The sequence below is a fragment of the Pseudomonas sp. CMR5c genome (genome assembly GCF_003850545.1).
GTDB classification, from domain to species: Bacteria; Pseudomonadota; Gammaproteobacteria; order Pseudomonadales; family Pseudomonadaceae; genus Aquipseudomonas; species Aquipseudomonas piscis.
This window is the reverse complement of the sequence record NZ_CP027705.1, coordinates 1,600,455-1,624,274: the sequence shown is the minus strand read 5'-3', so window position 1 is coordinate 1,624,274 and position 23,820 is coordinate 1,600,455. Positions and strand designations below refer to the sequence as shown.

Here is a 23,820-nt window from a genome sequence, read left to right as displayed (position 1 = left end):
GCCCATCCCCACCGTCACTTCTTGAGCGTGCGCCCCAGCAGATCCGCGCCTTGGCGCCATGGCCAAGGCAATGCAAAGGCTTGGCCTCTTTCTTGCTTTAAAATATATCGTATACGAAATACCGTATAAAAATAGGACTTCGGCCCTCCTACCCAAGGCCTCCATCGGGCCGGCACAAGGCTCGAAGTCCTAGCGAAACTCCCCCTGACAATACCTATCGGAGTGCGACATCGATGACCTCGACGACTTCTGCGACACCTCGCGAACTGGAACGAACGACGACCAAGGCACCTGCGGGGATCAAGCGGGTGGTAGCCGCGGCGATGGCTGGCGCCGTGGCCGAGTGGTATGAGTTCTTTCTATATGGAACGGCCTCGGCCCTGGTCTTCGGCCAGTTGTTCTTCCGCCAGACCGGTAGCGCGATGGACGGCATCATCGCCGCCTTCGCCCTGTATGCCGTGGGCTTTCTGGCCAGGCCCATCGGCGGGCTGGTGTTCGGTCACTACGGTGACAAGGTCGGCCGCAAGCACCTGTTGCAGATCAGCCTGGTGGTGGTGGGCATCACCACCTTTCTCATGGGCTGCCTGCCGACCTTCGAACGGATCGGTTATGCCGCGCCCATCCTCCTGGTGCTGCTGCGCCTGATCCAGGGTTTCGCCTTCGGTGGCGAATGGGGTGGCGCGGTGCTGCTGGTGTCCGAGCACAGCCCGGATAACCGTCGCGGCTTCTGGGCCAGCTGGCCGCAGGCCGGAGTGCCGGCCGGCAACCTGATCGCCACGGTGATCCTGCTGCTCTTGTCCTCCAATCTTTCCGAAGAGCAGTTCCTCGACTGGGGCTGGCGGGTGGCCTTCTGGTTCTCCGCGGTGGTGGTGCTGATCGGCTACTGGATCCGTACCCGGGTCGATGACGCACCGATCTTCAAGGAGGCCCAGGCCCGCCAGCAGAAGGTCGAGAAAGAACAACTGGGCGTCGTCGAGGTCGTGACCAAGCACTGGCGTGAAGTGCTGATCGGCATTGGCGCGCGGTTCGCCGAGAACATCCTGTATTACATAGTCGTCACGTTCTCCATCACCTACCTGAAGCTGGTGGTGCACAAGGACACCTCGCAGATCCTGCTGCTGATGTTCGGCGCCCACCTGCTGCACTTCTTCATGATTCCGCTCATGGGCTACCTGTCCGACATCATCGGGCGCAAGCCGGTGTACCTGGTGGGCGCGGTGCTCACCGGGGTCTGGGGCTTCGTCGGTTTCCCGATGATGGACACCGGCAACAACTGGCTGATCATGGCGGCGATCACCCTGGGCCTGGCCATCGAGTCCATGACCTACGCGCCCTACTCGGCCCTGATGTCGGAGCTGTTCCCGACCCATGTGCGCTACACCGCGCTGTCGCTGTGCTACCAGGTGGCGCCGATCCTGGCTGGCTCCCTGGCGCCGCTGATCGCCATCACCCTGCTCAAGGAATACAACAGCTCGACTCCCATCGCCTGGTACCTGGTGGCCTCGGCCGTGATCTCGATCATCGCCGTGGGCGCAGCCCGGGAAACCCGTGGCATGTCGTTGCGGGAAGTTGACCAGGACTCCGCCAGCCGGACCGCGGGACGCTGATCCCCCAGGCTCATGGATGAGCCCATATTGCCCCGCCCCACGCAAATGACACCCAAGGCTTTACTTCGCCAGGCATCGATTATATAACGTATACGATATTCGATTATGCGCAATGAACCAGAAACCGAGCGACCCGGTTCGAGCCATAGATGTAGCTACAACAAACCCAACAACCATGAGGTAGCGTCATGAGCAACATTTTCACCGGCACCATCCCCGCACTGATGACCCCGTGCACGCCAGATCGCAAACCGGACTTCGACGCCCTGGTACGCAAGGGCCGCGAGCTGATCGAGGCGGGCATGAGCGCCGTGGTGTATTGCGGCTCCATGGGCGACTGGCCGCTGCTCACCGAAGCCCAGCGCCAGGAAGGCGTTGCCCGCCTGGTGGCCGCCGGCATCCCGACCATCGTCGGCACCGGTGCCGTCAACTCCAAGGAAGCGGTATCCCACGCGGCCCACGCGGCCAAGGTCGGCGCCCATGGCCTGATGGTCATCCCCCGCGTACTGTCCCGTGGTGCCTCGCTGGTCGCGCAGAAGGCCCACTTCAAGGCCATCCTGGCCGCGGCGCCGAATCTGCCATCGGTCATCTACAACAGCCCCCACTACGGTTTCGCCACCCGCGCGGACCTGTTCTTCGAACTGCGCAGCGAGCATCCGAACCTGATCGGCTTCAAGGAGTTCGGGGGTGCCGCAGCCAGCCGTTATGCGGCGGAATTCATCACCTCCAAGGATGACGCCGTGACCTTGATGGTGGGCGTGGACACCGACGTGGTGAACGGCTTCGTCAACTGCAACGCCACCGGCTCGATCACCGGTATCGGCAACGCCCTGCCTCGTGAAGTCCTGCAACTGGTGGCCCTGAGCAAACAGGCCGCCAAGGGCGATGCCAAGGCCCGCCGCCTGGCGCTGGAGCTGGAGTCGGCGCTGCACGTGCTGTCGTCGTTCGATGAAGGCGGCGACCTGGTCCTCTACTACAAGCACCTGATGGTGCTCAACGGCGACCTGGAATACACCCTGCACTTCAACGAGACCGACGCCTTGAGCGATGCCCAGCGCAACTACGCCGAGGCCCAGTACCAGCTGTTCCGTACCTGGTACGCCAACTGGCTGAAGGAAAACAACCTGGCCTGACGGCGCAGGTCGCCCCCCTCGAGCGGCGCGCCCATGCGCGCCGCTCGCATTTCTCCCCTGCCCCGGGTCTTCGAACAGGCGGCAGGCAAACACCTTAGTCATCTCAGGAGGCCTGATATGGACCTGACAGGAAAGATGCTCATCGGCGGGCAAGCCGTGCCGGGCAACCGCGACGCGATCAAGGCCATCAACCCGGCGACCGACCAGGCACTGGAGCCTGGGTACCCCGGCGGCTCCCGCGAACATGTCGACCAGGCCTGCGCCCTGGCCTGGTCCGCCTTCGACAGCTATCGCGAAACCTCGCTGGAACAACGCGCGGCCTTTCTGGAAGGCATCGCCGGACAGATCGAAGCACTGGGCGACGCCCTGGTGGACCGCGCCATGGCGGAGTCGGGTTTGCCCCGCCCCCGCATCCAGGGCGAAGTCGGACGCACCTGCTTCCAATTGCGCACCTTCGCGCGAACCGTAAGGGCCGGCGAATGGCTCGACGTACGTGTCGATGAAGCCCTGCCGGAGCGCCAGCCGCTGCCACGCCCCGACCTGCGCCAGCGGCACATCGCCCTCGGTCCGGTGGCCGTCTTCGGCGCCAGCAACTTTCCCCTCGCCTTCTCCGTGGCCGGCGGCGATACCGCTTCAGCCCTCGCGGCAGGCTGCCCGGTGATCGTCAAGGCACACAGCGCCCATCCTGGCACCAGCGAACTGGTAGGCCAGGCCATCAGCAGAGCGGTGGCCGCACATGACCTGGCCCCCGGGGTGTTTTCGCTGCTGTACGGCTCGGGAGCGGAGATCGGGATCGGCCTGGTGAGCGATCCACGAATCAAGGCCGTGGGCTTCACCGGCTCGCGCAGTGGCGGTGTCGCCCTGACCCAGGCGGCCCAGGCTCGCCCGGAACCCATCCCGGTCTATGCCGAGATGAGTTCGATCAACCCGGTCTTCCTGTTCGAGCATGCCCTGCACAACCGCGGCCCCGCACTGGCAGAGGGGTTCGTCGCCTCGCTGAACCAGGGAGCCGGCCAGTTCTGCACCAACCCTGGGCTGGTCATCGCCATCAAGGGCGATGCCCTGGACGCCTTCCTCGCCACGGCTACCCAGGCAGTCCAGCGCAGCCCCGCCCAGACCATGCTGACCCCGGGCATCTTCAGGGCCTACGCAAACGGCTTGCAAGCCTTGGCCGGCAATGCCGGGGCACGAGTGCTCGGGGCCGGGCTGGAAGGCGCAGGACCGAACCAGTGCCAGACCCACCTGTTCGTGGCCAGTGCCCAGGACTTCCTGCGGGAGCCAGCGCTGCAGGCGGAAATCTTCGGGTCCGCCTCGCTGGTGGTGACGTGTGAAGACGCCGCCCAAGTACTGCAGGTCGCCGAGCACCTGGAGGGGCAACTGACCACGACGCTGCACCTGGACGAGGCCGACGCCCAGGCCGTTCGCAACCTGCTGCCGACCCTGGAGCGCAAGGCTGGACGGATCCTGGTGAACGGCTGGCCGACCGGTGTCGAGGTATGCGACGCGATGGTCCACGGCGGGCCTTTCCCGGCCACCTCCGACTCGCGTTCCACCTCCGTGGGAACCGCAGCCATCGCGCGCTTCCTGCGGCCGGTCTGTTACCAGAACTTCCCGGACGCATTGCTGCCAGTGGCCATCCAGGGCGCCAACCCCATGGCGTTGTCACGCCTGGTCAATGGCCAGCGCCAGAGCTGAAGACGTACCGCAGCAGCTTGTAGAGGACCGACCCGGCACTGCGCCGGGCCGGCCCTCGACCTATCCATCGTTCACCCAGGACCCAAGGATAAGTTCCATGTCTGACTTGATTAATCTGTCGCTCGACCAAGCCTATCGACTGTCCAGCGATGTACTGACAAGCAACGGCTTTTCCGAGGCGCATGCTCAAGCCATCGCGCGCACCGTCACCAGCGGACAAGCCGACGAGTGCCACTCCCATGGCCTGTATCGGTTGCTGGTCTGCGTGAAATCCATGCGCGAAGGCCAGGTCGACCCACAGGCCCTGCCCACCCTGAGCGACCGCTCCGCCGGTATCGTCGCGGTCGACGCCCACCGGGGCTACTCGCTGTTGTCATTCGAAACGGCACTGCCGGTACTGGTGCGCAAGACTCGCCAGATCGGCGTGGCGGCCATGGTGATCAACAACTGCTATCACTTCTCGGCCCTCTGGCCGGAAATCGAGGCGCTGACGGCCCAGGGACTCGCCGCCCTGGCGCTCACGCCAAGCCATAGCTGGGTCGCTCCGGCTGGCGGCAGCAAACCGGTGTTCGGTACCAACCCCATCGCCTTCGGCTGGCCACGCCCAGGTCGCGATCCCTTCGTCTTCGACTTCGCCACCAGCGCCATCGCCCGGGGAGATATCGAGCTGCACCGACGGGCCAACAGCCCGCTGCCCGAAGGCTGTGCCATCGACAGCGACGGCCAGCCCACCACCGATGCGCTGGCCGCGCTGTCGGGTGCCATGCTCACCTTCGGTGGGCACAAGGGCTCGGCCCTGGCGGCCATGGTCGAGCTCCTGGCAGGCGCCCTGATCAACGACATGACGAGCATGGAATCCATGGCCTTCGACGCCGGCGTGGGCGCCACGCCACTGCACGGCGAACTGATCCTGGCCTTCGATCCGCAACTGTTCTCCAACGGCAAACCCGAAGAAGGCGCCCAGCGTGCGCAAGCCTTGTTCGATGGGATCGTGCAGCAGGGCGCGCGCCTGCCATCCCAGCGTCGCTATGAGGCCCGCAAGCGCAGCAAGGACGCCGGGGTATTCCTGCCCAAGGCCTTGTATGAGGACATCCTCAAGCTGCTGGGCAGATAATCCGCAGCGGCCGGCCGACTTGCTCGTTGCGGGGCCGGCCGGCCACGGCCATCACATCGAGTGCTGCTTGACCGGCCGGCCGGCCACAGCGTCCGTATAGCTCCGTTCCTCCTGTCCCTGGCGCAAACGCAACGCCACCAGCGCCGCTACCAGCAAAACCAGGGCGATGACCTTGAGACCGTTCATGGCGTCGCCCGTGGTCATTTCGATCGCGCCCATCACCGAGGGCCCGACAAACCCGCCCAGCAAGCCGCAGCAGTTCACGAAACCCAGGCCACCTGCCAGGGCCGCGCCCTTGAGCCGGGAAGCGGGATACAGAAAGATGATCGACTGCACCACGAAGAACATCAGCGCAGCGACGCAGAAGCCCACCAGGCTGAATACCGGCCCGGAAACCGCGGCGATCAGCAATCCCGAGGCCATCACCAGCAGTCCCAGGACCAGCAATTGTCGCGAGCGCCGGGCACTGTTGGCCAGCCGGGGCAAAGCGACGGCTCCCACGGCGGCGGCGATCCAGGGCAGGGAGTTCAACAAGCCGACGCTCATGATGCTCAAGCTCCCGTATTTGCCGATGATGCTGGGCAGGAAGAAGATCACGGTATAGATGGTGATCTGGTGGCAGAAGTACACGAAGATCGCCAGCAGGATCTGCGGGGTGAAGCACTGCCTGAACGAATGCCCGCCCTGCCCCGCTCCTTCGTCGGCCTCCCTGGCCAGTCGCTGTTCGATGGACTGGGCTTCTTCTGCACTCAACCAGCGAGCCTTGCCCGGGCGATCCGGCAGGTGGCGCCAGACCACCCAGGCGAAGAACACCGCCGGCAAGCCTTCGAGCAGGAACATCCACTGCCAGCCATGCCAGCCCAGCAAGCCATCCATCTTCATCAACGCCGCGCCCAACGGGCCGCCGATGATATTGGCCAGGCATACCCCCAGGAGGAAGTAACCAGTGGCCCGGGCCCGCTGCTGGCGGTCGAACCAGTAGGTCAGGTACAGCATCACGCCGGGAAACAACCCCGCCTCGGCGATGCCCAGCAACAGGCGCAGCACATAGAAGGACGTCTCGCCCTGGACGAAGGCCATGGTGGCCGAGATCAGGCCCCAGGTCGCCATGATCCGGGCAATCCAGAAGCGCGCGCCGACCCGGTGCATGATCAGGTTGCTCGGTACTTCGGACAGCGCGTAGGTCAGGAAGAACAATCCGGCGCCCAGGCCATAGGCCGCGGCGGATATTCCCAGGTCGACATCCAGCTGGTGCTTGGCCAGGGCGATATTGGTGCGGTCGAGAAAGCTCAGGACATAGGCTGCGATCAGCAATGGCATGAGTTTGCGAAACATCAGGCGGGTCAACTGCTGCTGGTCCCGGGGAGCGGTGGGTGCGGCGGTATGCATGGTACGGGCCTCATATCGAGCGGCTTTGGCGCCCCGCCAGCAATGGCCGGGGAGCGCATCGGTGTTGTTCTAGAACTCGGGTTGCGCCAGCGGCGGTTGCGCATGCCGGGCGAACAGCTGCAGCAGCACGCCGCCCAGGGCACAACCGGCCATGACGAAGAAACACAGGATGTAGCCCGGCAGGCTGGTCCAGCCTCCGCCGGAGGCGATCAGGCTGCCCATCAGCAGCGGTGCCATGCCTCCACCGATGAACATCGCGGTGGTGATGATGCCGTTAGCGGTGGAAGTAGCCGAGGGCTCGGCCGAATCGCAGGCCACGGCGTAGTAGATCGGCCACACTGCATTGGCCACCAGGCCGAACAGCAACTGCATGACGATGACCAGCGCCAGGGTGCTGGCGAAGTAGAAGGCCGCGACACTGGCGGCCATCCATAGCCCGCAAATGATCAGGGTCAAGCGCCGACCGATGATGTCGGACAGCGACGGCCAGATCAGTTGCCCGAGAATCCCGGTCAGGGTGAAGACCACGCTCATGCCCGCGGACTCGGCCAGGGACAGGCCGGTGATGTTGTACAGGTAGGCCGGCAGGACGATGTTCACGCCCATGTACACCACCTGGGTAAGCAGGGTATTGCCGGCCGTGAGGGCGATACTGCGATTGCCCAGGGTCGCGACGAAGGTACGCCACGCCTGGCCCTTGGCCTGGGTCACGGGAGTGCTGTCCGGTGGGGTCATGCCCTTGGCGGCGATGTCGAGGTACAGCTGGGTGATGCGCTGGGGCGTGGAGTAGCGTGCCCAGAACAGCATCAGTGGTACGGCCACGACGAAGGCGAAGAAGAACACATAGCGCCAGTTGTCCTCGCCAAAGGTACCGATGACGAAACTGGCCACCAGGCCGCTGAGCATGGCGCCGATTGGGTAACCGGTGTGGTGCGCCCCAAGGGCGAACCCGCGGCGCTCCACTGGCCACCATTCGGCGGTATTGCTCACCCCTACGGGTTCCCCCCAGCCGGCGCCCAGGTTGACGCCTACGCGCAAGGCGACGAACGCGGCCAGGTTGCCGCTCAGGGCCTTGAATCCGGACAGGAACGAAATGGCGGTGTAGCCCAGCACCAGCGGGACCTGGAAACGCGCACGCTTCCAGCCGCCACCATGCCGGTCGCTCCAGATCGAACCGGGAATATCCAGCAAAGCCAGGGCCAGCATGATCAGGGTCGCGAGCGTCCCCCATTGCTCGGCGGACAATTCGAAGTGCTTGGAAATAGTCGGCCCCAGCCGCAAGACGATCTCACGGTCGTAGGCATTGAGGATCCAGATCATCCAGCAGACCAGCAAAGACACCCAGGAGTGACGATGAATCTGGCGCAGCGAAGCTTTCTTGACGATAGCCATGGGCCTCTCCAGGCGCGTGATGACGCGCACTGACACGGGATTGCAGAAGGGATTGGGGGGCTGCTTCAGCCGGCGAACCGACGCTCGGCGATACCCCGCACACCCAGGCCATGGATGGCGAACAAGGCCCCACGCTGCTGGCCGTCCGCTGGGAAGCGTGGCAATGGCGGCCGGGCCATTGAGGTGACGAACAGGATGTCCAGGTCCGGTCCGCCGAAGGTCAGGCTGGTGACCTTCTTCACTGGCATCTCGATGACCCGGTCGACCCGCCCGTCCGGGCTGTAGCGCACCAGCTGGCCGGCATAGACCAGGGCCTGCCACAGGTAGCCCTCGGCATCCACGGTGCAACCATCGGCGGCACCGCCGGCGGCGGTATCGACCTTGGCGAAGGTCCGCCGGTTACGCACCGCACCCGTGGTGGTGTCGTAGTCGTAGGCACGGATTTCCCCCGACCAGGTGTCGGCGAAATACAGGATGTCGCCTCCCGGGCTCCAGCACGGGCCATTGGAAACGATGATCTCGCTATCGAGGGTATGCAGGCTGAGGTCCGGGTCCAACCGATAGAGCTTGGCGCTGGGGCTTTCTTCGCGGGTATCCATGGAGCCGAAGACAAAACGCCCCTGGCGGTCGACCTTGCCATCGTTGAGCCGGTTGTGCGGCAGGCCGGGCTCCGGATCCACGATCAACTGCAGTTCGCCGCTACGCAGGTCCAGGTTATGCAGCCCCTCCTGCAGGGCGACCAGCGCTTGCTCACCACAGCGGCGCAGAGCCATGGAGCCGATTTTCTGCGCCACGCCCCAGGCCCTGAGCTCGGAGCCATCGACGGTACAGCGCAGGATTCGCCCATCGGCGCTGTCGACCCAGTACAGCCGTTGTTGTTCCTGGTCCCAGACCGGACCTTCGCCGAGATTGGTTTTGACATCCACCAGGACTTCGATACGCATGGTGTTATCCCTTTATTGTTGTTGTGCGGGATGGGCGGACAGGCTCCGCCCAGGCTGGGTGTGCCGCCTAGAAAGCGACCTGGTCGCGACCCTTGAGCCCGAGCATGGCCCGGGCTTCATCCGGCGTCGCCACACGGCCGCCCAAGGCCTCGATCACCGTGCGGATGCGCCGCACCTGATCGGCATTGCTGGCGGCCAGCTTGCCCGGACCATCCCAGAGCGAGTCCTCCAGGCCCACCCGGACATGGCTGCCCATGGCCAGGCCCATGGTCCCCAGGGGGATCTGGTTGCGTCCGGCGCCAAGAATCGACCAGTGATAGTCCTCGCCGAACAGACGATCGGCGGTGCGCCGCATATGGGCCAGGTCCTCGGGATGACCGCCGATCCCGCCCCGCAGGCCGAACACCGACTGGATGAACAGCGGCGCCTTGAGCAAGCCGCGCTCAAGGAAATGTGCCGCGGTATAGAGATGGCCGATGTCGTAGCACTCGATCTCGAAGCGCGTGCGGTTTTGCGCACAAGCGCTGAGGATGTGCGCAATATCGCGGAAGGTATTGCGGAAGATCCGATCGTCGCTCTCTTCCAGGTACGGACGCTCCCAGTCGTGCTTGAACTCGGTGAAGCGGTTGAGCATTTCGTACAGGCCGAAGTTCATCGACCCCATGTTCAGCGAAGCCAGTTCCGGCTTGAACTCCAGCACCGGTTGTAGGCGCTCTTCGACCCCCATGGTCGGCGCTCCGCCGGTGGTCAAGTTGATCACTACGTCGCTGGCCGACTTGATCTGTGGCAGGAAGCGTCGGAACAGCTCCGGGTCCTGGCTCGGCCGCCCATCCTCAGGGTCCCGGGCGTGCAGGTGGACGATGGCGGCGCCGGCCTCGGCAGCGGCGATGGCTTCGGCGGCGATTTGCCCGGCGGTAACCGGCAGGTGCGGTGACATGGACGGGGTATGGATCGCCCCGGTGACGGCACAGGTGATGATGACAGGGGTTTTTCCAGGCATGACGGTACTCCGACTTTTATTCTTGAAGAAAAAAATCCCAGGGTGTCGCTGATGAAATCCGCCGCCGAGTCCTTCGGCAGGGTTGGCCGCATGTACGGCCTGTTAGAGGTACTCGACGTTACCGTCGACGCTGATGGCCTGGCCGGTGACGTTGCGGGCCGCCGGCGAACAGAGGAATAGCGCCATGGCGGCCACGTCCTCGGCGCTGACCATGCGCTTGAGGGAAATCTTGTCCAGGTACTGCTGGCGCATCTGCGCGACGGGAGTCCCGGTCTGTTCGGCCCGGGCCTGGATCACCGCGTCCATGCGCGGTCCCTCGACGATCCCCGGCAACAGGGCATTGACCCGGATATCGCTGGCGCCGAGCTCGGCGGCCAGGGACTTCATCAAGCCGACGATCGCCCATTTGGTCGCCGCATATGGAGTGCGCCAGGCATAACCCAGGCGTCCGGCCACCGAGGCGATATGCAAAAGATGGGCATTGCTCGAGGCCTTGAGCAAAGGCACGGCATGATGGGCAAAACGGTACTGGGCAGTGAGATTGATATCGATGGTGCGTTGCCAGTCGGCATCGCTGACCGCATCGATACCCGCGGTGGGTCCGGCGATACCGGCGTTGTTGACCAGCACATCCAGGCCGCCGAAGCGCTGGACCTGCAGTTGGAACAACGCCTCGATCTGCTGCGGATCACCGACATCGGCCCGGCTGGCCAAAGCCTGGGGATGGCGGTCGCGAAACGCCGCCAAGGCCGCCTCGCTGACATCGCATACATGGACCTCGGCCCCAGCTTCGAGATAGGCACGGGCGAGCACTTCGCCGATACCCGCCGCACCACCGGAAATCATTACCCGCAGGCCCGGATAAGGCTGCAAGCGTTGCAGGACGCTCATGCCCGACCTCCTTTGGCCACAGCCTTGGAGGTCTTGGCCAGCAAACGGGCCAGGGAGTCGGCGGCCTGCATGATGTCGTCGGTGACCGCTGCTCGGGCAGCAGGCGCATCAGCGGCCGCCAGGGCCGCGACGATCCGATCGTGGGCCTCCATGGAACGCTGCAGGTGAGCCTTGTCGGGGGCCACCAGGGCGAAACAAGGCCCCATGTGCAGCCAGAAGTTCTCCACCGCAGCCATGGTCAGCTCGGCGCGAGCCACGGCGTAGATACGCCGGTGGAAGGCGAAGTTGGTCCATAGGTAGCGGGAAACATCCACTTCATCGGCGGCCTTGCGCATCTGCCGGCAGAGTTCGGCGATCTCCTGCATGTCGCCTTGCTGCATGTGCTGCACCGCCTTCTCCGCCAGCAGCCCCTCCAGGGCCACCCGGGCATCACGAATCTCTCGCAGACGTTCCACGGTCATCATTCGTACCCGTAGGCGAGAAGTCTCGGTGACTTCAAAGGCATTTTCCGCACTCAGGCGCTGCAGAGCCTCTCGCACCGGCATAGGGCTGGAGCCCAAGGCTTCGGCCAGGCCACGGATGGTCAACTTCTGACCGGGCTGGAAACGGCCACTCATCAAGGCCTCGCGGATTTGCCGGTACACCTGCTCTTGCAAGGTATCGCGCGAAACCTGACGCAGCGTAGGAAGAGGGATTGGACCTTCGGACATGGGGCGTACCTGTATTGTGATTCTTGTGCCTGACAATATGTGATCACAAATCAAATATGTCAAACACTCAATACAGGTTCCGGGAAAATTCTGCGGGTGGCTTTTGCGTCAGGCTGTTTTATCCATCCCCCTCGAAGCTGCCTAACAAAAAAGCCCCTGTAATCGATGATCACAGGGGCTTTCGTGTTGAAAAATGGCGGACCTCAGCGATCAGTCCAGACAGTCGGCCGACGGGATTACGGCGCCCGCCCATAACACTGATTCGAACAAATGGCCGCCACTCCAAATCATCAACTGCACTAGCAGGCGAAAAAATGCGACCTACCTGGGTTCAGCGATTACATGCGCTGTAGAACGTAGCTGTTCTCGAAACCATGTACGCAACCCAGCACGTTAAAACCTTTAAAGAAACCTGTAGCCCTGAGCAAATCGACCGTCGGCCCCACATCAGGCGAGTGCTGAAAATCGCCGTAGTCATCGAACACGATGAAACCACCCGACACCACGCTGGGTGAATACAGCAGAAAATCCAGGATCACGTTGCGACCAGAATGCCCACCATCGATATGCAACAGCGCAACCTTGGGCTCTAGGTTATAGAAACGTTCGGCACTCAACTCCGAAAAACCACGGATTACCAACGCATTAGGCAGCATCAGATCCTTGTAGTAGTTGAATTCTTCGAACTGGTTTGGCAAGGCGAACGGATCAATAGCAATGATACGTCGCTCGCGATTGCATACCTCGTTCATCAGCATCAACGATTTGCCCTTCCACACTCCGATTTCCACCACGTCGCCCGGCAACTCGGCAATCAGAAGAGAAAGGTAACCCAAGAGACATACATGGTCATGGAAAGACAGCTCACGACGCTGCATGGCCTGTTCAGGTGGCAAGCTAGCTTGCGCCTGTTCGAAGTGCTGTCCAATCAACCCCCAGACCTGCGTTACGCTCTCAGTCAATCCAGGGTTGCTGGTGAAATCATTAAGCTCTTGGATAGTGATCATGTCTTCTCTGATTTTTTGGATGACGGGACAAGCCGTGCTGGAAATCACACAGGAGCTCTAGCGAAGGCCGATGGTACATCAAGCTTTATAAGCTGCGCATCGTCGTGACCTACTCCTGAACCAATCTTCAAGAGCCACCTGGCTTTGAACCCAGGCCAAGCAGTTCTTCATTTTTTTGCACTAAGTACATTGGGCTATGAACTTCCAGCAAACTGGAAAAAGAGAGCAAAAAACCTTTAGGCAAAACCCCAGCAATAGGCTTAACCACTCGTCATCCTCGAAAATCCAGTCTCCTCGGCATTTACTTTGCCAAGGGCATTCCAGCTGGCGAGAACAACAATACCTGTACCTTTGGCAACGTTGAGAATGCCGTTTCAATAGCGGGGCGAACCTCCTCCCACTGCAAACCACCCAGTCCACAGCCAAGCGGTGGAATGGCAATGGATTTGATATTCAACTCATCGACTTTACGAACTAGGTCATCAAGACCTTGTTGAATACTTTCCAATTTGCTTTTCGACTTCCAATACCCCTTGGTTGGAAAGTTGATAATCCAGCGGGGACCTCCAGCCAGTCCACCCAGATCAAATACATGCAGCTCACCAAGCTGGATAGAACCAATCCTGCAGGCAGCCTGGTAATCCTTAAACATCTGGGGAAACGCCTGCTTGAATTGCAGTGCGATTCCCTTGCCCATGACACCCTCAGTGTTCACCAAGGCTTCAACGGGTGCCACAAGAAGGCTGCCTTCACTAAGCGCGATCATATGAGGAACACCACTTATTTTTGACTTCAGGCTGATACATCGAATGGAACATGCTCTCTTGCACTCAGCCTTGACCTAACTGTAATGCCAAACGAGGTAGATACCCTGCCAGGGAACTACTTCACCATCAATAATAGTGATGACCAATTCTGGAATCGTGCCCACGGCGCTCCCCATGCTCATGGCATGTAGATCGTTGGGGAAAGACGGGAAATGTAGAGAGGGTAAATTCTCTTCGCTCACAGCCTTGGCTTATATGCCTACCAACACCGAGGCAAGCATGCTGCTTGGTGACTGCCCTGCAACAGGGACGAGCAAACTCAAACAAGGCGACCCACTCATGCCCGGCTGGAGGTGCGGCCCGAGGAGTGCTTCCAACGTTCAGCGAATGAAATGAGCAATGCACCTGAAAACAAAAAGCCCCTGTATCTCATCGAGCTACAGGGGCTTTTCTATGTATGGCGGAGAGATAGGGATTCGAACCCTAGGTACCCGCGAAGGTACAACGGATTTCGAATCCGTCCCATTCGGCCACTCTGGCATCTCTCCAACGGCGCGCATCATAACAGCACCTTTGCCGGAAGCGAAGCCCCCTAGGCAAATTTTTTCCGTGCTATCAGATGCTTGCGTCGATTACAGCGGTACGCCGAGGCGCTGGGCCACTTCTTCGTAGGCCTCGATCACATCACCGAGGCCCTGGCGGAAGCGGTCCTTGTCCATCTTCTTCTTGGTGTCCTTGTCCCACAGGCGGCAGCCATCCGGGCTGAACTCGTCACCCAGGACGATGGAACCGTCGCTGAACACGCCGAACTCCAGCTTGAAGTCCACCAGCAGCAGGCCGGCGTCGTCGAACAGCTTGCCCAGGACCTCGTTGACCTTGAGCGACAATTCCTTCATGCGGGTCAGCTGTTCGGCGGTGCCCCAACCGAATGCCACCACGTGGGATTCGTTGATGAAGGGATCGCCCTTGGCGTCGTCCTTGAGGAACAGTTCGAAGGTGTAGGGATTGAGCTTCATGCCCTCTTCCACACCCAAGCGCTTGACCAGGCTACCGGCGGCGTAGTTGCGCACTACGCACTCAACCGGAATCATGTCCAGCTTCTTCACCAGGCACTCATTGTCGCTCAGCAGCTTGTCGAACTGGGTCGGCACGCCGGCAGCTTCGAGTTTTTGCATGATGAAGGCGTTGAACTTGTTGTTCACCATCCCTTTGCGATCCAACTGCTCGATGCGCTTGCCGTCGAACGCCGAGGTGTCGTTGCGAAACAGCAGGACCAGGCGGTCGGCGTCATCGGTCTTGTAAACCGATTTGGCTTTGCCGCGGTAGAGTTCTTCACGTTTTTCCATGATGGGCTCCGCTTGCTAAGTAGGTGGGCTAGGCGATGTGACGCCAGTCGAGCCCTGAATCTTGATCGGCCAGTTGCAGCCAGTCCGGGTCGCACCCGAGGGTGTCGACAAAACATTGCCGGGCCAGCTGCGGCAGGTTGTTCTTGCTGCTCAGATGAGCCAGGACCAGATGTTGCAAGTCCTGCCATCCCAATTCGGCCACCAGGCTTGCGGCCTGCTGGTTGTTCAAATGTCCCAGATCACCACCGACACGCTGCTTGAGGAAATACGGGTAATGACCTCGCGCTAGCATTTCCTGGCAATGATTGGCCTCGATCATCAGGGCATCCAGCCCGCGGTAGCCGTCCAACACCTCGGAACCGTAGGAACCGAGATCGGTCAGCAGGCCGAAGCGCCGCCGGCCATCGCTGAAGACGAACTGCGTAGGTTCCAGGGCATCATGGGCGACACCGATCACGTCGATACGCAGCTCACCGACCTGCAATCGCTCGCCACCCTGCACGAAGCCCGTGGCCGCCACGGGCTTGCGCATTCCACGCAAGGTTCCCTGGCTGAGGTGGACCGGAAGATTGTAGCGCCGAGACAGCAAACCCACGCCATGCACATGGTCGGCATGTTCGTGGGTCACCAGGATGGCGCTCAGTTGCTCTGGGGCGACGCCCAGGCGCAACAGGCGCCGCTCGGTTTCCCGCAGGGAGAAACCACAATCCACCAGTACATGCGTGTCGCCGCTGGCGATCAGGGTGCCATTGCCCTGGCTACCGCTGCCGAGAACGGCGAAACGCATCCAATCAGCCCAGGTTGTCCTGAATCATCCCCAGCACCTTGCGCGCCACATCGGCGGGTGCCACGGTGTTGATGTTCTTCTCGACGGTGACCTGGACGTTCTCGCCCACCTTGCTCAGGCGTACCTGATAACGCTCGGCACGAGCCTCGATCTCTTCCTTGGCTGGCTTGCTGCCGAACAACTTGCCGAAGAAGCCCGGCTCGTCGTTCTTTTTCTCGGCCTTTTCCGCCAGGTTGATGTAGTACAGGCCCAGGCTCCGGTTGATGTCTTCGACTCGCCACTCACCCTGCTCCAGGGCACGCCCCACGCTGGACCAGGCACGATCCAGGTCGGCACCCAGGTTCAGCACCGGGTTGCCGCTGCCGTCCTCGCTGAGGCTGACACGGCTCGGAGCGTCGAAATCACGGGCCGCCAGCAGGGATACCGAGCCACCCTTCTCGGAGGTACGGCTCATGCTGGCCAGCAGGTCATCCACCAGCGCAGCGTCCAGGCCGGTGTTGACCGAACGATTGGTGAACTCCACATCGGCGGTGCTACCGGCAGGACGCTCGGCACTGACCACATAGACTTCACTGGTGTTGCGCTGTACGCCCGGCTCGATGCGTACCCGTACCCGGGTCTCGCTATCGGCGGCGACGCCGGCGCTGCCCAGGCGCTTGGCCACGGCGGCGGAGAGTTCGTCGGAACGCTGCCAGGCGGTGGTGAACTCGCCGGTCTGCGGGCGCTGTTGATCCAGGCGGAAACCGTTGTCCTGGAAGAACTGTACCGCCACTGGCCAGACCTCGGCCGGTGGATGCTGGGCCATGACCCAACGGGAATCACCGCTCTTCTGCAGACTGTAGTCGCTGGAATCGGCAATGGCCGACAGCGGTTGTGGACGAGGCACTTCGTACTCGCCCTTGACGTTATCGTCGGCAACGTTACGCGGGATCGGCAGCAGCGGATCCAGACGCTTGGAGGTCTGGATGTCCGGCGGCAGTTGCATCGGTGCAGTTTGTTGCGCTTGCAGGTAATCGCTACCCCGGTCACGGAAGTAGCCTTCCGGGCCCCAGATCCAACCGCAGCCACTGGTGCTGGAGATAATCAAGGCAAGTGCGGAAAGTCCGGCCATTCGCTTCATGCGTTGTACTTCCTCAATTAAACCAATACGCCGGACTGGCGCATGGCCTGCCGCAGCGGTTCGTGACAGGCGGCACTGAGCCAGGTGAGCGGCAGACGGATACCGTCCGGCATCAAGCCCATCTCGTGCAGGGCCCATTTCACGGGAATAGGGTTGGATTCGATGAAAAGAGTCTTGTTCAGCGGCATCAGGGTCTCGTGGATCGCCCGGGCCTTGGCAGCATCGCCAGCCATGGCCGCGGCGCACATCTGGCTCATGGCCTTCGGCGCGACGTTGGCGGTCACCGAGATATTGCCCTTGCCACCCAGCAGGATCAGCTCCACGGCTGTGGCGTCATCGCCGGAGTACACCAGGAAATCGCTACGTACACCGGACAGGATGGCCTTGGCACGCTCCAGGTCGCCAGTGGCTTCCTTGATGCCGATGATGTTCTTCACGGTGGACAGGCGGATCACGGTCTCGGCCTGCATGTCGCAAGCGGTGCGACCCGGCACGTTATAGAGAATCTGCGGGATGTCGACGGCTTCGGCGATGGTGCGGAAGTGCTGGTACAGGCCTTCCTGGGTCGGCTTGTTGTAGTACGGGGTCACCAGCAGGCAGGCATCGGCGCCGGCGATCTTCGCATTAGTGGTCAGCTCGATCGCTTCGCGTGTCGAGTTGGCGCCGGTGCCGGCGATCACCGGGATGCGCCCCGCCACCTGGTCGACTACCCGACGAATCACCTCGATGTGCTCATCGACGTCCAAGGTCGCCGACTCGCCAGTGGTGCCGACCGCCACGATGGCGTTGGTGCCCTCTTGCAGGTGGAAGTCCACCAGTTTGCTCAGGCTGTCCCAGTCGAGATTCCCCTGTGCATCCATGGGTGTGACCAGTGCCACCATACTGCCCGCAATCATGCAACCGCTCCTGCCGGAAAAAGAGAGCCGTAATGGTACTGGCGCCAAGTTCCTTGCACAAGCGAAGTCCCGCACCCTGAGCATTCCCCTGGGCGATGGTTTTCGCTACCCTTCAGCCTTTGATTGCTACTTGATAAGCACATGGGCCGGGTTATCGCCCGCCTGCCGCTTCCCCAAAGCCCCATTCCCGCGTTGCCTGCCTCGATTCCATGGATCCCGGGGCCCGCCACCGGCTTGTGGTCCAGGACTTCGGAAGGCCACCGGCGACGCTTGCCCGGCCCAGGCTTGTTGAAAGTATCGACCGCTCATCGCTTTAGGAACGCTGCATGTCCACCCCCACAGTTCGCGAACAATTCCTTGTCATCAGTGCCCTCGGCGCCAACCCCATGGAGCTGACCAACGTCCTGTGCCGCGCCAGCCATGAAAACCGCTGCGCCGTGGTGACCTCGCGCCTGACCCGGCACGGCGAGTGCAGCGCGCTGGTACTGGAGGTCTCCGGCAGCTGGGATGCCCTGGCACGCCTGGAGAGCAACCTGCCCTTCCTGGCCAAGAAGCACGCCTTCACCGCCAACGTGGTGCGCAGCGCGGCCTTGGAGAACCGCCCACAGGCCCTGCCTTATGTGGCCTATGTCAGCGCGGCTTACCGCCCGGACATCATCAACGAGCTGTGCCAGTTCTTCATCGACCACCATGTGGAGCTGGAAAACCTGACCTGCGATACCTACCAGGCACCACAGACCGGCGGCACCATGCTCAATGCCACCTTTACCGTGACCCTGCCCGCCGGGACCCAGATCAGTTGGCTGCGCGACCAGTTCCTGGATTTCGCCGACGCCATGAACCTCGACGCCCTGATCGAACCCTGGCGCCCACAGAACCCCATGTAAGGAATCCCCCATGGCCGTAGCTATCGACCAACCCGTCGCCGATTTCCAGGCCCCCGCCACCAGCGGCCAGACCGTCAGCCTGTCCAGCCTCAAGGGCAAGCAGGTGGTGCTGTATTTCTACCCCAAGGACAGCACCCCGGGCTGCACCACCGAAGGCCAGGGCTTTCGCGACCAGTACAAGGCCTTCCAGGCGGCCAATACCGAGATCTTCGGTATCTCCCGCGACGGCTTGAAGTCCCACGAGAACTTCAAGTGCAAGCAGGAGTTCCCGTTCGAACTGATCAGCGACAAGGACGAGTCCGTCTGCCAACTGTTCGACGTGATCAAGCTGAAAAAGCTCTATGGCAAGGAATACATGGGGGTGGACCGCAGCACCTTCCTCATCGACAAGGACGGTGTGCTGCGCCAGGAATGGCGCGCAGTAAAGGTCCCGGGCCATGTCGATGCGGTATTGGCCGCAGCCCAGGCCCTGAGCAAGGCCTGAAACCAACGGGGCGGCCGATCAGCCGCCCCGCTTGCATCTGCTCCACCGCTATAGCAGTGGCGCCACCATCGGATCCTTCCTCGGCCAGGCATCCAACACGGCCTTGAACAGGGTGGCCAGGGGAATCGCGAAGAAGATCCCCCAGAAGCCCCAGAGCCCGCCGAACAACAGTACCGCGCAGATGATCGCCACCGGATGCAGGTTCACCGCCCCGGAGAACAGCAGCGGCACCAGCACGTTGCCATCCAGGGTCTGGATGATCCCGTAGACCGCCATCAGGTAGATGAACTGGTCGCTCCACCCCCACTGGAACAGGGCGATCAACGCCACCGGCACCGTCACCACCACCGCGCCGACATAGGGCACCACCACCGAGATTCCCACCAGCAACGCCAACAGCGCCGCGTAGTTCAGGCCCAGGGTGACGAAGGCGATATAAGTGACACCGCCACAGATGACGATCTCGATGACCTTGCCGCGGATGTAGTTGGCGATCTGCCGGTTCATCTCATGGGCCACGCGGGTGATCAGCGTCCGCTCCCGTGGCAGGTAGCCGATGACCCAACGACTGATCATGGCCCGATCCTTGAGGAAGAAGAACACCAGGATCGGCACCAACACCAGGTAGATCATGATGTTCACCAGCAACGGTAGGCTCGATAGCGAGAACGTCAGAGCCCATTGCCCAAACTTGCCGATCTCGCCCCGCGCCACCTCGATGGCCTGCAGCACTTGCTCGTCGGACACCAGGTGCGGATAGCGCTCGGGCAACAGCAACAATAACGATTGCCACTTGGCAAGCATGCCCGGGAGCTCGTTGAACAGGGTGATCAACTGATGCCAGAGCAGCGGCACCACCACCAGGATGAACAGCAGCAACACTCCCATGAACAGGGCGAACACCAGCCCCACAGCGGCGCCACCCGGCAACCGCAGGCGCTCCAGGCTCACCACCAGCCCCTGCATCAGGTAAGCCAGGACCATGCCCGCCAGCACCGGCGCGAGCATGCCACCCAGGGTCAGTACGGCAGTGAAGGCCAGGAACAGCAAGACAGCCAGCACCACCGCCTCTTCGTCCGAGAAATAGCGCTGTATCCAGTCGCGTAGCACTTTGAACATCAGTGATCCTTAAGATGAAAGCGGTGAACGGCGTCAGGCCTTTTTCAACCAGTAGCGATAGACTCCCGCCTCGTCCTCTTCGCGCAGCAGCGTATGACCGGCCAGGCGGGCGAAGGTGCGGAAGTCGCGCTGGGAGCCGGCATCGGTGGCAATGACCTTGAGCACCGCACCACTGGCCAGGCGATTGAGCTCCATCTTGGCCTTGAGCAGCGGCAACGGGCAGTTCAGCCCGCTGGCGTCCAGCTCGGCATCATGGGCGACGACATCGGTCATGGTGTTACTCCGCAGGTAAATGCAAGGGCGCTAGGATACCCCGAGGGACCAGGCAGCCGATAACCAGCAGGCGCAAAAAACCAACGCGCCAAAGACCTACAGACGTAGACGCAGTAATTTGCCGAAAAGCACCTTTGTCCCTTCAGAGTTTTCACCACCCTCGTCTGGCTCCCGGACAGGTGTCCAGCTACAGTAGAGCCTTTGTCGATTAAGGCTCTGTGCATGAATTTGTTGCGCCCTACTCTGCTGACGCTCGCTTGCCTGCTCGCCTCACCGGGCTTCGCCGACGACCTGCCGTCACTTGGCGACGCCAGTTCAGCCATTGTCTCTCCACAACAGGAATACCAGCTGGGCCGGGCCTGGCTGTCCTTGCTTCGCAGCCAGGTCTCGCAACTGAGTGATCCACAACTCAAGGACTACGTCGAAACCAGCGTCTACAAACTGGTGGAGACCAGCCAGGTCAACGACCGACGCCTGGAATTCATCCTGATCAACAGCCCCCAGCTCAACGCATTCGCCGCACCAGGCGGAATAGTCGGCGTCAACGGCGGGCTGTTCCTCAACGCCCAGACCGAGGGTGAATATGTCTCGGTATTGGCCCACGAACTGGCGCACCTTTCCCAGCGCCACTTCGCCCGTGGTGTCGAAGCGCAACGCCGGATGCAGGTGCCGATGATGGCCGCCCTGCTGGCCGGCATCGTGATTGCTGCCACCGGTGCCGGTGACGCCGGGATCGCCGCCATCGCCGGCACCCAGGCCGCGGCTATCCAGGAGCAGCGACGCTTCTCTCGGCAAAACGAGCAGGAAGCCGACCGGATCGGCATCCTCAACCTGGAGAAGGCTGGCTACGATCCGCGCTCGATGCCCACCATGTTCGAACGCCTGATGCGCCAATACCGCTTCGACGCCAAGCCACCGGAGTTCCTCCTGACTCACCCGGTCACCGAGTCGCGGATCGCCGACACTCGCAACCGTGCCGAACAAGCCAAGCCCGGCGGCATCGAGGATAGCCTGCGCTACCAACTGATCCGCGCACGGGTGCAACTGAACTATGAGGAATCGCCCGGCCTGGCTGCCAAGCGCTTCCGCGCCCAGCTCGACGAAAATCCAAAAAACGACATTGCCCGCTACGGCCTGGCCATCGCCCAGATCAAGGGCAGCCAGTGGAACGAAGCCCGGGAGAACCTCAAGCCGTTACTGGCCAAATCGGCCAATGACATCACCTACAACCTGGCCCAGATCGAGCTGGACATGAACAGCAATCGCCTGCCGGACGCACAGGCGCGAGTGGAGCGCTTGCTCGGCCAATATCCGAACAACTATCCGCTGCATCAGATCCGGGTCGACCTACTGCTCAAGCAGAATCGTCCGGCCGATGCGGAAAAGGCTCTGGAAAGCCTGCTCAAGAGCCGCCCCGACGATCCGGACGTCTGGTACCTGGTGGCGGAAACCCGCGGCCTGTCCGGCAACATCATCGGCTTGCACCAGGCACGCGCCGAGTATTTCGCCTTGGTGGGGGACTATGGCCAGGCAATCCAGCAATTGGATTTCGCCAAGCGCCGCGCCGGCAGCAACTTCCCACTGTCGTCACGGATCGATGCTCGCCAGCGCGAGATGATGGATCAGGAACAGATGATCAAGGACATGATGCGCTGACCCTGGACGGCACAATAAAAAAGCCCGCCTCACAAGAGGCGGGCTTTTTATTGGGCGAGGCCTGGAGCTGGCGAGTTACTCAGCCAGCTTGAAGGTAATGAAGCTGGCTCGTCCCTGGCGCAGTACCCGCATGGAAACCGAGCGGTTCTTCGGCAGCGCCTTGGCGATTTCGGTGAATTCCTTCGTCGAGCTGATCGCCTGGTTGTTCAAGTGAGTGATCACATCGCCGGGCTGCAGGCCGATAAGCGCTGCAGGGCCGTCCTGTACTTCCTTGATCACCACGCCGCCCTTGAGATCAAAGGCTTTCTTCTGTTCCGCACTGAGTTCGACCACGGCCACGCCCAAGCGGTTGCTGCTGCGCTCGACGCCGGACTTGGACAATTGGCTCAGATCCTTGTCTTCTTCAGGGATAGCGCCGACGGTCAGCTCGACAGTCTTGCGCTTGCCGTCACGGATCACTTCCAGGTTGGCCTTGGCGCCGGCTTTCAGCGCGCCGACCAGATGCGGAAGGTCGGCGGACATGACGATCGGCTGGCCATTGAGGCTGAGGATCACATCTCCCACCTGCAGGCCACCCTTGGCAGCCGGGCCATCATCCTGGATCTGCGCGACCAGCGCACCGGCAGGCTTCTCCAGACCGAAAGACTCGGCCAGGTCCTTGTTGACCTCCTGGATCACCACACCGAGCCAGCCACGGCTGACCTTGCCACCCGCCTTGAGCTGGGAGGAAACGTCCATGGCCACATCGATCGGGATAGCGAAGGACACGCCCATGAAGCCGCCGGAACGGGTGTAGATCTGCGAGTTGATCCCCACGACCTCGCCCGCCAGGTTGAACAGCGGGCCGCCGGAGTTACCCGGGTTGATTGGCACGTCGGTCTGGATGAACGGCACATAGTTTTCGTTCGGCAGGCTGCGACCGATGGCGCTGACGATACCCTGGGTCACGGTATGGTCGAAGCCGAACGGCGAGCCGATGGCCACGACCCATTGACCGGCCTTCAGATCCTGGGATTTGCCCAGTTTCAATACGGGCAAGTCCTTGCCGTCGATTTTCAACAACGCCACGTCGGAGCGCGGATCGGTACCGACCAGCTTGGCTTTCAATTCGCTGCGATCGGCCAGGCGCACGAGGATCTCGTCGGCGTCGGCGATCACGTGGTTGTTGGTCAGGATGTAGCCATCCGGGGAGATGATGAAACCCGACCCCAGGGACTGGGCTTCACGCTGGCGGTCCCCACGTGGAGAACGCTGCTGTGGTGGCATGCCGCGCTCGAAGAACTCCCGCAGCATCGGCGGCAGGCCTTCGAGGTCGGGCATGGGGCCCGCAGAGACCCGGCGATCAGGCAGTTTCTGCGTGGTACTGATGTTCACCACCGCAGGCGATGCCTGTTCGACCAGCTGGGTGAAATCAGGCAGTTCGGCCGCCTGGGCAGAAACGGCCTGCCCAAGCACCAGCACAGTGGCGAGGATGGTGAAGTAGGACTTCAAGCGTGGTATCGACATACGGCTCCCGTTACGACGAGCGTGGTTAAGCGATAGGGAACGAACAGCGCCGACACCAAGCGGGCGGCAGTTTTGTTCCAGGAACGACAAATAAGGT

Annotated in this window: 22 protein-coding genes and 1 tRNA gene; 7 read left to right on the top strand and 16 right to left on the bottom strand. The window is 62.0% G+C overall.

What is annotated here, in order from left to right; genetic code table 11:
- Positions 1–233 precede the first annotated feature (233 nt).
- The 4 genes from abaF (at position 234) to C4K40_RS07535 (ending at position 5,549) form a co-directional block, all read left to right on the top strand.
- Positions 234–1,607, top strand: coding sequence for a fosfomycin efflux MFS transporter AbaF (abaF, locus tag C4K40_RS07550; RefSeq protein ID WP_031321114.1), 1,374 nt, complete (start codon positions 234–236; stop codon positions 1,605–1,607).
- Positions 1,608–1,795: 188 nt separating this feature from the next.
- Entirely contained in the window at positions 1,796–2,740 is a 945-nt protein-coding gene (locus C4K40_RS07545; protein WP_022642888.1) for a dihydrodipicolinate synthase family protein, read from the top strand.
- A gap of 117 nt (positions 2,741–2,857) precedes the next feature.
- Positions 2,858–4,435 (top strand): aldehyde dehydrogenase (NADP(+)), encoded by a 1,578-nt coding sequence (locus C4K40_RS07540; protein WP_053135277.1) that lies wholly within the window; start codon positions 2,858–2,860, stop codon positions 4,433–4,435.
- 97 nt (positions 4,436–4,532) lie between these two features.
- On the top strand, positions 4,533–5,549 hold the full coding sequence (locus tag C4K40_RS07535) for an Ldh family oxidoreductase (protein ID WP_053135282.1): 1,017 nt from the start codon (positions 4,533–4,535) through the stop codon (positions 5,547–5,549).
- A gap of 51 nt (positions 5,550–5,600) precedes the next feature.
- Here the strand turns inward: C4K40_RS07535 and C4K40_RS07530 are convergent, their stop codons facing one another.
- From C4K40_RS07530 to dapA, 13 genes are all read right to left on the bottom strand, one after another.
- On the bottom strand, positions 5,601–6,938 hold the full coding sequence (locus C4K40_RS07530; protein WP_053135284.1) for an MFS transporter: 1,338 nt from the start codon (positions 6,936–6,938) through the stop codon (positions 5,601–5,603).
- A gap of 69 nt (positions 6,939–7,007) precedes the next feature.
- Complete coding sequence (locus C4K40_RS07525) at positions 7,008–8,330, bottom strand: MFS transporter (protein ID WP_053135288.1); 1,323 nt, start codon at positions 8,328–8,330, stop codon at positions 7,008–7,010.
- 65 nt (positions 8,331–8,395) lie between these two features.
- Positions 8,396–9,274 (bottom strand): SMP-30/gluconolactonase/LRE family protein, encoded by an 879-nt coding sequence (locus C4K40_RS07520; protein WP_053135292.1) that lies wholly within the window; start codon positions 9,272–9,274, stop codon positions 8,396–8,398.
- Positions 9,275–9,341: 67 nt separating this feature from the next.
- Complete coding sequence (locus C4K40_RS07515; protein ID WP_022642881.1) at positions 9,342–10,274, bottom strand: 3-keto-5-aminohexanoate cleavage protein; 933 nt, start codon at positions 10,272–10,274, stop codon at positions 9,342–9,344.
- 102 nt (positions 10,275–10,376) lie between these two features.
- The gene (locus C4K40_RS07510; protein ID WP_022642880.1) at positions 10,377–11,165 is read right to left on the bottom strand and encodes an SDR family oxidoreductase; all 789 of its coding nucleotides are present in this window, start codon (positions 11,163–11,165) and stop codon (positions 10,377–10,379) included.
- Positions 11,162–11,875, bottom strand: coding sequence for a GntR family transcriptional regulator (locus tag C4K40_RS07505; RefSeq protein ID WP_022642879.1), 714 nt, complete (start codon positions 11,873–11,875; stop codon positions 11,162–11,164). Before C4K40_RS07505 ends, C4K40_RS07510 begins: the two co-directional genes overlap by 4 nt.
- A gap of 338 nt (positions 11,876–12,213) precedes the next feature.
- Entirely contained in the window at positions 12,214–12,882 is a 669-nt protein-coding gene (locus C4K40_RS07500) for a class I SAM-dependent methyltransferase (RefSeq protein ID WP_031321106.1), read from the bottom strand.
- 301 nt (positions 12,883–13,183) lie between these two features.
- Positions 13,184–13,648, bottom strand: a complete 465-nt coding sequence (locus C4K40_RS07495) for a macro domain-containing protein (RefSeq protein ID WP_053135295.1) — start codon at positions 13,646–13,648, stop codon at positions 13,184–13,186.
- 459 nt (positions 13,649–14,107) lie between these two features.
- Positions 14,108–14,197: transfer RNA gene (locus C4K40_RS07490), tRNA-Ser, on the bottom strand.
- Between the two features lie 84 nt (positions 14,198–14,281).
- Complete coding sequence (gene purC, locus C4K40_RS07485) at positions 14,282–14,995, bottom strand: phosphoribosylaminoimidazolesuccinocarboxamide synthase (protein ID WP_053135296.1); 714 nt, start codon at positions 14,993–14,995, stop codon at positions 14,282–14,284.
- A 28-nt stretch (positions 14,996–15,023) separates the two neighbouring features.
- Positions 15,024–15,782, bottom strand: a complete 759-nt coding sequence (locus C4K40_RS07480; RefSeq protein WP_053135300.1) for an MBL fold metallo-hydrolase — start codon at positions 15,780–15,782, stop codon at positions 15,024–15,026.
- Between the two features lie 4 nt (positions 15,783–15,786).
- Entirely contained in the window at positions 15,787–16,902 is a 1,116-nt protein-coding gene (gene bamC, locus C4K40_RS07475; protein ID WP_031321104.1) for an outer membrane protein assembly factor BamC, read from the bottom strand.
- 17 nt (positions 16,903–16,919) lie between these two features.
- A complete protein-coding gene (dapA, locus tag C4K40_RS07470) occupies positions 16,920–17,798 on the bottom strand; it encodes a 4-hydroxy-tetrahydrodipicolinate synthase (RefSeq protein ID WP_022642873.1) in 879 nt (292 codons plus the stop codon).
- Between the two features lie 326 nt (positions 17,799–18,124).
- On the opposite strand from dapA, the gene C4K40_RS07465 reads away from it, so the two are divergent.
- Together C4K40_RS07465 and C4K40_RS07460 are read left to right on the top strand one after the other, a co-directional pair.
- Positions 18,125–18,685: a glycine cleavage system protein R gene (locus tag C4K40_RS07465; RefSeq protein WP_022642872.1), complete on the top strand. Its 561-nt coding sequence runs from the start codon at positions 18,125–18,127 to the stop codon at positions 18,683–18,685.
- A 10-nt stretch (positions 18,686–18,695) separates the two neighbouring features.
- Positions 18,696–19,169, top strand: coding sequence for a peroxiredoxin (locus C4K40_RS07460; protein ID WP_053135301.1), 474 nt, complete (start codon positions 18,696–18,698; stop codon positions 19,167–19,169).
- A 48-nt stretch (positions 19,170–19,217) separates the two neighbouring features.
- Here the strand turns inward: C4K40_RS07460 and C4K40_RS07455 are convergent, their stop codons facing one another.
- Both C4K40_RS07455 and C4K40_RS07450 read right to left on the bottom strand, forming a co-directional pair.
- On the bottom strand, positions 19,218–20,288 hold the full coding sequence (locus C4K40_RS07455) for an AI-2E family transporter (protein WP_022642870.1): 1,071 nt from the start codon (positions 20,286–20,288) through the stop codon (positions 19,218–19,220).
- Between the two features lie 33 nt (positions 20,289–20,321).
- Positions 20,322–20,561, bottom strand: coding sequence for a sulfurtransferase TusA family protein (locus tag C4K40_RS07450; RefSeq protein ID WP_011059792.1), 240 nt, complete (start codon positions 20,559–20,561; stop codon positions 20,322–20,324).
- A 222-nt stretch (positions 20,562–20,783) separates the two neighbouring features.
- On the opposite strand from C4K40_RS07450, the gene C4K40_RS07445 reads away from it, so the two are divergent.
- Positions 20,784–22,217 (top strand): M48 family metalloprotease, encoded by a 1,434-nt coding sequence (locus tag C4K40_RS07445; RefSeq protein ID WP_031321103.1) that lies wholly within the window; start codon positions 20,784–20,786, stop codon positions 22,215–22,217.
- A 75-nt stretch (positions 22,218–22,292) separates the two neighbouring features.
- On the opposite strand, the gene C4K40_RS07440 is transcribed toward C4K40_RS07445, so the two are convergent.
- Positions 22,293–23,723, bottom strand: coding sequence for a DegQ family serine endoprotease (locus C4K40_RS07440; protein WP_022642868.1), 1,431 nt, complete (start codon positions 23,721–23,723; stop codon positions 22,293–22,295).
- Positions 23,724–23,820 lie beyond the last annotated feature (97 nt).